This is a genomic window from Macrococcoides bohemicum (assembly GCF_003259675.1).
Taxonomy (GTDB): Bacteria; Bacillota; Bacilli; order Staphylococcales; family Staphylococcaceae; genus Macrococcoides; species Macrococcoides bohemicum.
Window position 1 is genome coordinate 1 of sequence record NZ_PZJG01000011.1, and the last position, 12,932, is coordinate 12,932.

Annotated in this window: 14 protein-coding genes and 1 rRNA gene; all 15 read right to left on the reverse strand. The window is 36.4% G+C overall.

Going from position 1 to position 12,932, the window contains the following annotated elements:
• Positions 1–8: 8 nt before the first annotated feature.
• The 15 genes from rrf to BHX94_RS12085 all read right to left on the reverse strand — a co-directional run bounded on the left by rrf (position 9) and on the right by BHX94_RS12085 (position 12,932).
• A 5S ribosomal RNA gene (gene rrf / locus BHX94_RS12015) occupies positions 9–123 on the reverse strand.
• Between the two features lie 278 nt (positions 124–401).
• Positions 402–1,889, reverse strand: a complete 1,488-nt coding sequence (gene lysS / locus BHX94_RS12020; RefSeq protein ID WP_111746986.1) for a lysine--tRNA ligase — start codon at positions 1,887–1,889, stop codon at positions 402–404.
• A gap of 4 nt (positions 1,890–1,893) precedes the next feature.
• Entirely contained in the window at positions 1,894–2,907 is a 1,014-nt protein-coding gene (gene dusB, locus BHX94_RS12025) for a tRNA dihydrouridine synthase DusB (protein WP_111746988.1), read from the reverse strand.
• A gap of 10 nt (positions 2,908–2,917) precedes the next feature.
• On the reverse strand, positions 2,918–3,394 hold the full coding sequence (gene folK, locus BHX94_RS12030; RefSeq protein WP_111746990.1) for a 2-amino-4-hydroxy-6-hydroxymethyldihydropteridine diphosphokinase: 477 nt from the start codon (positions 3,392–3,394) through the stop codon (positions 2,918–2,920).
• Positions 3,395–3,396: 2 nt separating this feature from the next.
• Positions 3,397–3,753, reverse strand: a complete 357-nt coding sequence (gene folB / locus BHX94_RS12035; RefSeq protein ID WP_111746992.1) for a dihydroneopterin aldolase — start codon at positions 3,751–3,753, stop codon at positions 3,397–3,399.
• Complete coding sequence (folP, locus tag BHX94_RS12040) at positions 3,746–4,534, reverse strand: dihydropteroate synthase (RefSeq protein WP_111747040.1); 789 nt, start codon at positions 4,532–4,534, stop codon at positions 3,746–3,748. The genes folB and folP overlap by 8 nt, the downstream gene beginning before the upstream one ends.
• Before the next feature lie 96 nt (positions 4,535–4,630).
• Positions 4,631–5,566, reverse strand: coding sequence for a cysteine synthase A (cysK, locus tag BHX94_RS12045; RefSeq protein ID WP_379875294.1), 936 nt, complete (start codon positions 5,564–5,566; stop codon positions 4,631–4,633).
• An 85-nt stretch (positions 5,567–5,651) separates the two neighbouring features.
• Entirely contained in the window at positions 5,652–6,524 is an 873-nt protein-coding gene (gene hslO / locus BHX94_RS12050) for an Hsp33 family molecular chaperone HslO (protein ID WP_096077836.1), read from the reverse strand.
• 60 nt (positions 6,525–6,584) lie between these two features.
• A complete protein-coding gene (gene ftsH, locus BHX94_RS12055; protein WP_111746996.1) occupies positions 6,585–8,660 on the reverse strand; it encodes an ATP-dependent zinc metalloprotease FtsH in 2,076 nt (691 codons plus the stop codon).
• Positions 8,661–8,785: 125 nt separating this feature from the next.
• Positions 8,786–9,325 carry a hypoxanthine phosphoribosyltransferase gene (gene hpt / locus BHX94_RS12060; RefSeq protein ID WP_111746998.1) on the reverse strand — a complete coding sequence of 180 codons (540 nt, stop codon included), beginning with the start codon at positions 9,323–9,325 and terminating at the stop codon, positions 8,786–8,788.
• Positions 9,326–9,328: 3 nt separating this feature from the next.
• On the reverse strand, positions 9,329–10,552 hold the full coding sequence (gene tilS, locus BHX94_RS12065) for a tRNA lysidine(34) synthetase TilS (RefSeq protein ID WP_111747000.1): 1,224 nt from the start codon (positions 10,550–10,552) through the stop codon (positions 9,329–9,331).
• Between the two features lie 70 nt (positions 10,553–10,622).
• Positions 10,623–11,009: a S1 domain-containing RNA-binding protein gene (locus BHX94_RS12070; protein WP_096077832.1), complete on the reverse strand. Its 387-nt coding sequence runs from the start codon at positions 11,007–11,009 to the stop codon at positions 10,623–10,625.
• Between the two features lie 102 nt (positions 11,010–11,111).
• A complete protein-coding gene (locus BHX94_RS12075) occupies positions 11,112–11,495 on the reverse strand; it encodes an FtsB family cell division protein (RefSeq protein ID WP_111747002.1) in 384 nt (127 codons plus the stop codon).
• 11 nt (positions 11,496–11,506) lie between these two features.
• The gene (locus BHX94_RS12080; protein ID WP_096077830.1) at positions 11,507–11,776 is read right to left on the reverse strand and encodes an RNA-binding S4 domain-containing protein; all 270 of its coding nucleotides are present in this window, start codon (positions 11,774–11,776) and stop codon (positions 11,507–11,509) included.
• Positions 11,763–12,932: a MazG family protein gene (locus BHX94_RS12085; RefSeq protein WP_111747003.1), complete on the reverse strand. Its 1,170-nt coding sequence runs from the start codon at positions 12,930–12,932 to the stop codon at positions 11,763–11,765. Before BHX94_RS12085 ends, BHX94_RS12080 begins: the two co-directional genes overlap by 14 nt.

The window sequence follows — 12,932 nt, forward strand, 5'->3', positions numbered from 1 at the left end:
TATATATTGCCCGGCAACGTCCTACTCTCGCGGATCGTAAGACCAACTACCATCGGCGCTAGAGAGCTTAACTTCTGTGTTCGGTATGGGAACAGGTGTGACCTCTCTGCCATCGTCACCAGACAAATTTTCAATACTTATATAAGTATAACAGCTTCGAAGATTATTTCAATAGTAAATTTTACACTGCGTTCATGAACTTTACAATTGATTAACTTTCTTAATATGCCACTCGTTGTAAGCGACTTTTTAATAATACGTAATTTGAATTGTAAAGTCAACGCTTTTTCTTTATTTTTTTCTATTTTTTAAAAGAAAGTAAATTCTGATAATTTTTACAGAATAAAAAAGACTCTAAATCCTTGATAAATAAGGATTTAGAGTCTTTAAGTATGATTCGATTATTTATGTCTCATATAAGGGAATAATAATACGTCACGAATAGATGCACTGTTTGTCAGCAACATCACTAAACGGTCAATACCAATTCCTAATCCACCTGTTGGCGGCATGCCGTATTCTAATGCTTCGATGTAATCTTCATCCATCTCATGTGCTTCATCGTTACCTGCAGCTTTTTCTTCCATTTGTGCTAAGAAACGTTGTTTTTGATCGATTGGATCGTTTAATTCTGTAAATGCATTTGCATGCTCACGACGTACGATAAATAATTCAAAACGATCTGTAAAGCGTGGATCTTTTGGATTTTGTTTAGCAAGTGGAGATACTTCCACTGGATGTCCATAAATAAATGTAGGCTGTACTAAGTTTTCTTCTACTTTTTGTTCGAAGAATTCATTTAAGATGTGACCGTATTTCATATTCGGTTTAACTTCAACACCGTGTTCTTTAGCAAGACTATGTGCTTCTTCGTCAGTTTTCACTTCATAGAAATCAACACCTGTGTATTCTTTAACAGCATCAACCATATGCCATCTACGCCATTTTGGTGCTAAGTTAATTTGTTCGCCTGCATAATCAACGGTTGTAGAACCTGTAACTTTTTCAGCAATATGTGCTACCATTTCTTCTGTTAAATCCATAATATCGTTATAGTCTGCATATGCTTCGTATAATTCAATCATCGTAAACTCAGGATTATGTCGTGTTGAAATACCTTCATTACGGAATACGCGGCCGATTTCATATACTTTTTCTAATCCACCAACAATTAAACGTTTTAAGTGTAATTCGATTGCAATACGCATATAAAGTTCCATATCTAATGCATTATGGTGTGTAACGAACGGACGTGCAGCAGCACCACCAGCGATAGTATGCATCATAGGTGTTTCTACTTCTAAGAAACCTTTCGCATTTAAGTAACTACGCATCTCCTGAATGATTTTACTACGCGTAATGAAAGTTTGTGTAGATTCTTCACTTGTGATTAAGTCTAAATAACGTTGACGATAACGTTGCTCAACGTCCTGTAATCCGTGGAATTTATCCGGTAATGGACGAAGTGCTTTTGATAATAGTGTAAACGACTTGGCTTTAACAGAAAGTTCTCCAGTGTTCGTTTTGAACATCACACCCTCAATACCAACGATATCGCCTAGATCAGCATTGTTCCATAATTCGAACTGTTCGTCACCAACCGCATCTTTACGAACATAGATTTGAATTTGTCCATCTAAATCTTTAACGTGAGCAAATCCCGCTTTACCTTTACCGCGTTTTGTCATGATACGTCCAGCGAAAGATACTTTTGATTCTTCTTCTTTATCATGTAATTCTTCTTTAGAAAAAGCATCCCAATCTGCTTTTAACGAAGCAGAAGTTGCTGTTCTCACAAATTTTTGACCAAATGGATCGATCCCCTGGTCTAATAAATCTTGCATTTTTTGACGACGTACCAACATTTGGTCGTTTAATTCTTCTGTCATTTCATTACACTCCTTCTGCGATTTTAGATTCTTCATTTTTCTCTGCTTCAATAACATATGTTTCGAATGATTTAAGTATATCAACTAATTCGTCGCGTGTCTCAGCTTGATTGATTAACTTACGTGCTTTACCATTACCACGAATTCCTTTTAAATACCATGATGCATGTTTACGCATTTCCATTACAGCTACTTTTTCACCCTTTAATTCAATTAAACGGTCTAGATGAAGCGTTGCAACTTTCATCTTCTCTGAAATATGCGGCTCAGGCATTAATTCACCAGTTTCCAGATAATGCACTGTACGATAGATCATCCATGGATTTCCTAATGCTTCACGGCCAATCATTACCGCATCAACACCAGTTTCATCAAGCATCTTCTTCGCAAGTTCAGGGCTTGTTACATCACCATTACCGATAACAGGAATACTTACGGCTTCTTTTACTTGGCGAATAACATCCCAGTCCGCATGTCCTTCATACATTTGAACACGTGTTCTACCATGCACCGCGATTGCTGATGCGCCAGCTTTCTCAATCATCTTTGCATTTTCTACAGCATAAATATGTTCATCATCCCAACCAATACGCATCTTTACAGTAACTGGTTTGTTTACTGCTTCAACAACTGCTGACACCATTTCATAAATTTTAGGTGGGTCAAGCAACCATCTTGCACCTGCTTCACATTTAATAATCTTTGAAACAGGACATCCCATATTAATATCGATAATATCTGCTGTTGTATTTTGATCAACATATTTAGCCGCTTCGACTAACGTTTCTTTTTCACCACCGAATATCTGTAACGATAACGGTCTTTCATTCTCATCAATATAAAGCATTTTCATCGTTTTTTCATTATTGAAAAGAATCGCTTTATCACTTACCATTTCAGCGCATACTAAACCTGCACCAAATTCTTTTACTGTTAATCTAAACGCCGCATTACACACACCAGCCATCGGTGCGAGCACAACTTTATTATTTATTTCAATATCTCCAATTTTCCACATATACTTACCCTCACTTATAAATTCTTACATCCGGGTCCAAAGTTACGATATCACTTATCTTTTTATTTAATACTGGATGAATTGCCTGCGAGGCAATTTCATTCAGAGGAATTAATACAAAACTTCTCTCATGCATAAATGGATGTGGTACTTTTAATCGCTCACTATCCATTACTAAATCATCAAACAATACAATATCTAAATCGATTGTTCTCGGTCCCCAGTGAATCTTGCGAACACGATTGAGCTTTAATTCAATTGCCTGAATATTGTCTAACAATTCTATCGGTGACAAATTGGTTTCTAGTGCGACAACACCATTCAAAAAGTCATCTTGCTCAACACCACCTACTGGCGCTGTTTCGTAAAGACTTGAAATCTTCGTCACCTTTGTCTCTGGAAGAGTATTTAACAAGTTCAAAGCATCGTTAATTTGTCGTTCTCTATCACCCATATTACTGCCAAAGCTTAAATATACTGTCGTCATAACTACCTCGTTCTATGAATTTCTACACCTACACCATCATACACACCTGGTATTGGTGGATTCATTTTTGTAATTTTGACTTTTAAGGCCATTATCTGATTATAGTGACTGAAGAGTATTTTTGCAATACGTTCGGCTACATGTTCTAATAATTTTGACTGAATAGACATTTCCGCCTTAATATCTTCATAAACCATTCCATAGTTTACGGTATGATCAAGGTCATCAGTTTCGCCCGCTTTTTTTAAATCTACATCAAGCTCAACATCAACGATAAATATTTGCCCTATCTGGTTCTCCGCTTCAAATACACCATGATATGCATAAAACTGCATACCCGTTAAAAATATTTTATCCATTGTAGTCTCCTTTAAGTTGATCCATCACTTTAATAAAGCGCGCATTCATTTGTACATTATGAACACGAACAGCATCGACACCTGCATTAATTCCGATTGCAGTAGTAGCCAGCGTACCTTCGTCACGTTCAATCGGTGTTGTTTCTCCACCTAGCAGCTCTTTTACCATACGTTTACGACTTGTTGCAAGCAGCACTTTATAATCCAGCGCAACAAGTTCATCTAAACGATGCATCACCTTGATTTCCTGTTCGCGTGACTTCGCAAATCCGATACCTGGATCAATCCATATTTTATCACGTTCAATGCCACACGCTTGTGCTTTATTCGCCTGCGTACATAAATCTGTCACCATATGTTCCATAATGTCGCCAACAACTTCTTCTTTTGCATTATGCATTAAAATAATTTCGGCATTATATTTTTTTACGACTTCAAATATATTCGGATCATATTTTCCTGCCCACTGATCATTGATGATATGTGCACCATGCTGAAGCGCTGCTTCTGCGACTTCACTTCTAAAAGTATCGACAGAAATAAGCGCATCGACATCTTTAAGCGCCTTTAATACCGGTACGACACGATTCAATTCTTCTTCTATAGAAATCTCACTATAACCAGGACGCGTTGAGTAGCCGCCAATATCGATAATGTCGGCACCTTGCGCTATCATTTCATGCACGCGTGCTACAGCGTTATCAACGGCGTTATATTGCCCACCATCAGAAAATGAATCAGGTGTTACATTTAGAATTCCCATTACTAATGTCTGCTTCATCATTTTTACCTCCACAGTATATTCATTTCATTATAACAAAATTACTATAATAAAAATAAGACTGAGACTTTTCGTCTCAGTCTATATTGATATGAATTAGTCCTGAAGGTTCGCAAATAAAGGTGTAGATAAATATCGTTCTCCGTTACTTGGTAAAATTGCTACGACATTCTTACCACTACCTAATTCAACCGCTTTATCTATTGCCGCTTTAATTGCTGCTCCAGAAGAAATACCAGCTAATATTCCTTCTTCACGTGCTACTAAACGACTTGTCTCCATCGCTTCCTCATTTGTAACTTGCGTAATGCCTGTGTAAATTTCAGCGTTTAACGTTTTAGGTACAAATCCTGCACCAATACCCTGGATTTTATGCGGCCCTGGCTGTCCACCACTTAATACTGGTGAATCAGTTGGTTCTACTGCAATAATTTCAACATCTGGATTGTGTGCTTTTAATACTGCACCGGCTCCTGATAAAGTACCACCAGTACCAACTCCTGAAATAAATGCATCAATTGATAATCCTTCCATCGCTTTAACAATTTCAGGACCCGTCGTTAATTTATGCACTTCAGGATTCGACATATTCTCGAATTGCTGTGGCATAAAGTAACCGTGCTCATCTTTTAGTTCATTTGCTTTTGCAATCGCACCTTTCATACCTTCAACACCCGGTGTTAACACTAACGTTGCACCGTATGCTTTAAGCAATGTACGACGCTCCTGACTCATTGTATCAGGCATCACTAAAGTAGCTTTGTAACCTTTTGCTGCTGCGACCATCGCTAAACCAATCCCTGTGTTACCTGAAGTCGGCTCTACTATATTATCTCCTGGTTTAATGATTCCTTCTTTTTCAGCAGCTTCGATCATCGCTAAAGCAATTCTATCTTTCACTGAACTACCTGGGTTTTGATACTCTAATTTCACATATACATCTGCAGCACCTTCAGGCACAACATTGTTTAATTTCACTAATGGCGTATTTCCAATTAAATCAGTAACGCGTTCCACTCTTAATGACATCATATTTTCCTCCAAATTGTAAAATTATTCTTACTTTTTTCATCGGAATAAGTATATCAAAATTAACATTTAAATAAAAATAATCCGTTTACGCGATGATGCTACGTAACTCGTCAGGTGTAAAATTATATTTCTCACGACAGAAATGACATTCAACTTCTGCGCCGCCATCTTCTTCTATCATGGATTCAACTTCTGCTTCACCGAGTCCTTTGATTGCAGTTAAGAATTTCTCTTTGCCACAATTACACTTAAACTCAATTGGCATCGTATCGATAATACGAATATTATCTTCACCCAATATCTCTTCTAAAATTTGTTCAGGTGATAACCCTTTATCAATCAGATTAGAGATGGGTTCCATATTGTTAATGCGTTCTTCTAAAAACGAAATCGTTTCTTCGCTGGCAAATGGCAATAACTGAATAATAAATCCACCGGCTGCCTGTGTTAATTCTTCAGGTGTACACAACACGCCTAAGCCAACTGCTGCCGGTACCTGTTCACTTGTTGCAAAATAGTAGGCAAAATCTTCTGCGATTTCTCCGTTATGAATTTCTGTTGAACCAGTAAAATAATCTCGCATACCGATATCTTTAACGACATTAATATAACCACTGCGCCCTACCGCTTCACCAACATCCATTTTTCCCGGTCTAATCGATTCCACCTGTACATGAGGATTTTGAACATAACCACGTACTTCACCTTTTGCATTTGCGTCAACAACAATTTGACCAAGTGGCCCACCACCGTTAATTGTTACCGTTAATTTCTCTTCGTTCTTAAGCATCGCACCCATCATTGCACCAACTGTCAAAGTACGACCAAGCGCAGCAGTACCAACACGCCACGTATCATGTTTTTCCCTTGCAGTTTCGACTAAATTTGTTGTTCTTACACTAAATGCACGCACTTCATCATTAAATGCTAATGCTCTTACTAAATAATCTTTCGTCATTCTTTTTCTCCTTTTAAAAAGAGGCGGATTCGAAGCAACGCTTCTTCTCCGCCTTCAATTTTAGAATTTATCTTTGTCTAATTTATCAACTTTTGGTTCTGGTTCATTTTCCGATTCATCGATTGGCGCGTCAGGATTTTTTAATTGTTCCTTAACTTCTTCGTATGAAGAACCTGCGTCCTCTGAATCATTACCTTCAACATCTTTAACTGTCACTCTAGAATCATCGGTATTATCTACAACTACTTCTTTTTCTTTCATGTGATATAGATGTGAATCATCATAGCTTACTTCCGGTAAAGTACCGTCAACGAATAAACTATTGATTTGGTTTGCTACTAATGTTTCTTCTGTCAATAATGTCTTCGCAATTAAATCAAGTTTATCCTGATGTTTAAGAAGGATTTCTTTACATCTTGCATAACTTTCTTTAATAATGCGTTGAACTTCAAGATCAATTTCATACGCAATCTGATCTGAGTAGTTCGGTTCATGACCCATGTCACGACCTAAGAATACTTCTCCTTGCGTTTGACCGAATTGTAATGGTCCAAGCTTATCACTCATACCATATTCAGTTACCATCTTACGTGCAATACCTGTTGCACGCTGGAAGTCATTATGCGCACCTGTAGATACTTCACCGAATGTGATTTCTTCTGCTACACGTCCACCTAATAATCCGACAATCTTATCTAATAATTCAGGTTTAGTCATAAAATAACGATCTTGTTTCGGTAACATCATCGCATATCCACCAGCTTGACCACGTGGCACGATTGTAACTTTATGTACCATTTCTGCTTCATCTAATACACAACCGATAATTGTATGTCCCGCTTCATGCCATGCAACGATATTTCTTTCTTTCTCAGAAATAACACGTGATTTCTTCGCTGGGCCTGCAATAACACGGTCTGTTGCTTCATCAATATCACGCATATCAATCTTCGCCTTACCTTGACGTGCAGCGACAAGCGCTGCTTCGTTTAATAAGTTCTCTAAGTCTGCACCAGAGAAACCAGGTGTACGTTGACTTAAAGCTTTTAAATCTACTGTTTCATCAAGTGGTTTATTACGCGCATGTACTTTAAGTACTGCTTCACGGCCTTTAACATCCGGAGCTCCAACTTGAATTTGACGGTCAAAACGTCCAGGACGTAATAACGCTGGATCTAAAATATCAGGTCTGTTTGTCGCAGCAATCATAATGATGCCTTCGTTCTCACCGAAACCATCCATCTCAACTAATAATTGGTTCAATGTTTGTTCACGTTCATCGTGCCCACCACCGACACCAGCACCACGCTGACGTCCTACTGCATCAATCTCATCGATGAAAATGATACATGGCGCATTTTTCTTAGCATTTTCGAACAGGTCACGTACACGACTGGCACCGACACCGACGAACATTTCAACGAAGTCAGAACCACTGATAGAGAAGAATGGCACGCCCGCTTCACCAGCAACTGCACGCGCGATTAACGTTTTACCTGTACCTGGAGGTCCTACTAAAAGCACACCTTTAGGAATACGTGCGCCCATTTTCACAAATTTACGATTATCTTTTAAGAAATCTACAATTTCAATTAATTCTGCTTTCTCTTCATCTGCTCCAGCTACATCTTTAAAGCGCACTTTTTTCTTTTTATCATCATAGAGCTTCGCTTTAGACTTACCGAAGTTCATAACACGGCCACCACCACCGCCGCCTTGTGATTGAGATAGGAAGAAAATAAAGACAAATGCTAATAATAATAATGGAATTAATGTACTTAACATACCTAAAAATACATTTTCTTTATCAGCTGGCTTTATATCAAATTTCAAATCACCATCTTGCTCTTCAGCAATTTTAGTGATTTTATCTAAATCTTTTTGGTTGTTATACATCAATACTGATGTAAATGTTTCATTTGGTTTAGCACCTTTTAATGTTCCCTTGACTAAATATACATCTTGTCCAGGCTGGATCGTCATTTCTTTAACATTACCTTTTTCCAGCTGAGACATTAACTTCGTGTATGTCATCTGTTTTGGCATCGAACCCGTGCCATTAATCATTGAAAACACACCGAATAAGACGATACCTATTAGTGTTACCATCAATATACTACGAAAGGCTTTTTGCATTCACGTTGTCCTCCTACCTATTTGTAAAGCTAACAAAGATTTTAACATAATAAATGTTGTTCAATCTACTAATTAAACTTACACAATTTTTACAAATTTTATTTTCTTTTCAGTGCAATGCTTCACTATTTAGTATAAACTTCTTCTTTTAATAATCCAATGTATGGCAGATTACGATATTTTTCCTGATAATCTAACCCATAACCTACAACGAAATCATCAGGAATCTTCTCACCTACATATTTTGCCTCAATATCTACTTTGCGGCGTGTAGGCTTATCTAATAATGTTACGATTTCAATTGAATTCGCTTTGCGATATTTTAATAAATCAACGATTGCATTAAGCGTTGTTCCAGTTTCTAAAATATCTTCGATAATAATAATATCGCGCCCTTCAACAGAAACGTCTAGATCTTTTAAAATTTTAACTTCTCCTGTTGATTCTGTGCCGCCATGATAAGATGAAACATCCATAAATTCCATTTCAACATGTGTATCAATATGTTTAATTAAGTCGGCCATAAATAGAATAGATCCTTTTAAAATTCCGACACATAAAGGTAGCTTACCTTCATAATCAGCAGTAATTTCTTTTCCAAGACGCTCACAAGCTGATTCAATCTGTTCTTTTGTTAATACAATTGATTCAATATCATTATGCATGATTTAGTTCTCCTTTGTAATTGTTATTTTATTATTGAAAGGGTGATGGTTAGATTTATAATGGCCAATCGCTATTACTTCGTCTTCAACACAAATGATCGGTACTTTCGGACGGTCATAGACAGATACTTTTAAATCTTTAAGAATTCGTGCTACTTTTTGATGCATACCATTCATTCGGATGACATCTCCATCTTTTCTTGTTCGAATTGTGATTGGGCCAATTTCATCTTTAATCTCTATTTTATAATCATTAAAGTAATATTTCCCGGGTGAAACCACTTCTAAATAGTCATCAGTCTTTTCATTTTTATTTCGTACTATCAATTTATCATATGCAATTTGAATATGCCAACCTGGAGCGATGTCAAACGAAGCGTGCTTCGCTTCACTTTGAAGTACACGTATTATTTCGTTTAACAAACTATAGCTTACAGTATATTGTGCAACATATCTCTGAATAAATGTAAGCAGTACTTTTTGAATGACTAATCGATTTTCTTCTGACAACTTATATCGTGATAATGCATTATTTTCAATATCCATTTTATAACGCTCAACGTGTAAGTCGATTAAATCATCTACATCTTCCATATAATCAGCTAAATTCAATAACTGATGCTTATCTATTGAAGAATCATCTAATACTTTGAATACATCATTACGAATAAAGTTTCTTAAATATTTGCTGTCTGCATTCGATGCATCTGTCATATATGGCACATTAAATTCATGTGCATACTCTATTAATTCAGCTTTACTCACATTTATTAAAGGACGCATTAGTCGATAACCATCACGTATAACCACTTGCTGAATATTTATCGGTTGATAGTGGTATCGATTCGTCATTAGTCTAAAAAATATCGTTTCGAGCTGATCATCTTTATGGTGCGCTGTTAATAAACAGTCAATATGCTTTATATTAATTTGTGTTTCGAAAAAATGGTATCTAATATCTCGTGCTTTACGCTGGATACTTTTGTTCGGGTTAAATGCGTTTTTAGGAATCGTATAAGTAATTAATTCGATATTATGCTGCTTACAATATGCTTGAATCATTTTTTCTTCTTCATCTGATACGTCACGTAACTGATGATTAACATGCAATACATATAACTTCTTATGATGGTTTAATACGTTCACCTTATCGAGCAATACCATGCTATCGACGCCACCCGAAACAGCAACCGCTATGGTGTCATATTCATTCCATAAACATTCCAAAATCTCACCACCTCAACAAAAGAAGAGCTCAGGGTCAGACCCTAGCTCTTAATTTAGATAAACAAACGTATTAACGCTTTGATCCTCTTCCACCACGACGTGACTCTGTTTGACGTTTAATTGAAGTTAGTCGATCTTCACTGTCTTTTAAGAAATTTGATAATTTTTTTTCAAAGTCTTCAGGCTTTTTCTCAACTTTTGGCGGTGCAGGTTTTCTTGGGCGTTCTTTTGCTTTTTTAATTGAAAGGCTAATCTTTCCATCATCACCAATTGTTAATACTTTAACTTCTACTTCATCGCCAACTTTTAAATGTTCAGCAATATTTTCTACGTAACTATCTGCAACTTCACTAATGTGAACTAGTCCGCTTTTGCCTTCTGGTAACTCAACGAATGCACCGAAATTTTTAACGCCTGTAACTTTACCTTTTAATTTGTTTCCAACTTCAATTGCCATAAGTTTAATAAATCCTCCCGATTAATTCTTCATAATATATCATTATATGCTTGATTTTCTCTTTTTACAACTTGATTAATCAAATTGTCTGTGAAGTCTGACTTATTCAGTTCCATCTTCCTTTTTATCTTTTTCAGGAATCTTAAAGATTACTTCTCCATCATTACTCAAGAAATATTCACTACGCGCAATCTTTTCAATATATTCTTTACTATTAAGCTGTTTTAAACGTTCTTTCAGTGCGATTTCTTTATCTTTAAGTTTTTCCAGTTCGACAGTTTGTTTCGCTTGTTCCTGCTTCAAAGCTCTATTTGTATTCATTTGCATAAAGAGAAGTAACATTAAAAATAATAAGATAGCAAGAAGAATACCCCCAAAAACTGTCATACGTTTCCTTACAATCTTGCTACTTTTACGATTCAATCGATTAATGCGAGCCTGTTCCTTCGTGTATTCATTTTCAATTTTACGTACTTCTTTAGCCATACGTAACACTCCTACTCAAAAGGCTGTTCAATTTTTTCTTCTTTTTTTACTTCAAACATCCCTTTTGCATTATCTTTTGTTGCATGTTCTTTCAAGTCTGTGACTTCAACCGTAATGATGCGTTGTCCTAAACGTACTTCTAATTCATCACCAACAGCTACAGTGCTTGAAGCCTTCGCAACATTACCATTGATTTTAATTCTACCTTGGTCACTCACTTCTTTTGCTAACGTACGACGTTTAATTAAACGTGATACTTTTAAATATTTATCGAGTCTCATCTATTCCACCCTCAATTTCTTTCAAAGCATCTTTTAAAGATACATTTTGAATTTTATTCAAATCATATAACTTTAAGAATATATCTGCAAAAATTTTCTCTCTTTTCACAGTACGTTCTTGTTTTCCTTCTTTCGCTTTAGCATCTTTCCAGACATCATGTAATTCATCTACGGTTGATATTGATTCATCTCCAAACACATGCGGGTGACGACGAATCATTTTATCGGTAATGCTCTTTACTACTTCTCTCGCATCGAACATGTAATCTTTTTTTGCAATGGCACTATGAAATACCACTTGTAATAATATATCGCCTAACTCTTCGATGATGTTATCAATATCATCATTATCAATTGCTTCAAACAATTCATATGTTTCCTCTAATAAATATCGTTTTAAACTCTGATGCGTTTGTTCTTTATCCCATGGACATCCATTTTCTCCTACAAGCGTATCCATCACTGCTGTGAAATATTCAAAGTCACCTGATAATTGCTCATCATTCAATGGCGGTACAAAAAGTGACGTTAAATTGGATAACGCAAAATCATGATCCATTTCATACAAAGGTCGCCATATTACATCTGCATCTTCTCCGCGTGCACCTGTAACGATAGCAACATTATGTTCAGAAGGGTATAATTCTAACAATGAAACTTTTACATCACTTGCGATTAACTGATCATACACTTGCGTTACTATGAGGCCATTTCTAGGATTAATTGATGATGCATCAAGCAGCGTTCCGTCAAGCATCTGAAAGCCATTGTTTGGATCAAACTGCACTGCCTGGAACAGGTCATCGATAAAACTTTTTCCGCCTAATATTTCAATATTTAAAGTGTTATCTGCAACCAATAACTCAGTTGTTGATTCTGCAACCATCGGATGACCGGGCACTGCATAGATAACATCATCAGTTTCAGCCAGCATTTTCAGGCGACTTACAATTTCTTCATAGACATTGCTGAAATCATCATTTTCTTCATATACTTCATCAAAGCTAATCCATTCAATCTCTTCTAAATCTTCAACAACTGGGTGATGCATTGTTCTCACATAAACTTTGTCTGCCTTATTTAAAAAGCGATAAATTCCAAAAGGTAACTCATCCAGACCATAGTTCCCTAGACCTACAACTGTTATTTTATTCAT

What these genes read in the sequence shown, in the direction of transcription:
- lysS (WP_111746986.1), bottom strand. Translation starts at nt 1,889, where the DNA reads ATGACAGAAGAATTAAACGACCAAATGTTGGTACGTCGTCAAAAAATG.
- dusB (WP_111746988.1), bottom strand. Translation starts at nt 2,907, where the DNA reads ATGTGGAAAATTGGAGATATTGAAATAAATAATAAAGTTGTGCTCGCA.
- folK (WP_111746990.1), bottom strand. Translation starts at nt 3,394, where the DNA reads ATGACGACAGTATATTTAAGCTTTGGCAGTAATATGGGTGATAGAGAA.
- folB (WP_111746992.1), bottom strand. Translation starts at nt 3,753, where the DNA reads ATGGATAAAATATTTTTAACGGGTATGCAGTTTTATGCATATCATGGT.
- folP (WP_111747040.1), bottom strand. Translation starts at nt 4,534, where the DNA reads ATGAAGCAGACATTAGTAATGGGAATTCTAAATGTAACACCTGATTCA.
- cysK (WP_379875294.1), bottom strand. Translation starts at nt 5,566, where the DNA reads ATGATGTCATTAAGAGTGGAACGCGTTACTGATTTAATTGGAAATACG.
- hslO (WP_096077836.1), bottom strand. Translation starts at nt 6,524, where the DNA reads ATGACGAAAGATTATTTAGTAAGAGCATTAGCATTTAATGATGAAGTG.
- ftsH (WP_111746996.1), bottom strand. Translation starts at nt 8,660, where the DNA reads ATGCAAAAAGCCTTTCGTAGTATATTGATGGTAACACTAATAGGTATC.
- hpt (WP_111746998.1), bottom strand. Translation starts at nt 9,325, where the DNA reads ATGCATAATGATATTGAATCAATTGTATTAACAAAAGAACAGATTGAA.
- BHX94_RS12070 (WP_096077832.1), bottom strand. Translation starts at nt 11,009, where the DNA reads ATGGCAATTGAAGTTGGAAACAAATTAAAAGGTAAAGTTACAGGCGTT.
- BHX94_RS12075 (WP_111747002.1), bottom strand. Translation starts at nt 11,495, where the DNA reads ATGGCTAAAGAAGTACGTAAAATTGAAAATGAATACACGAAGGAACAG.
- BHX94_RS12080 (WP_096077830.1), bottom strand. Translation starts at nt 11,776, where the DNA reads ATGAGACTCGATAAATATTTAAAAGTATCACGTTTAATTAAACGTCGT.
- BHX94_RS12085 (WP_111747003.1), bottom strand. Translation starts at nt 12,932, where the DNA reads ATGAATAAAATAACAGTTGTAGGTCTAGGGAACTATGGTCTGGATGAG.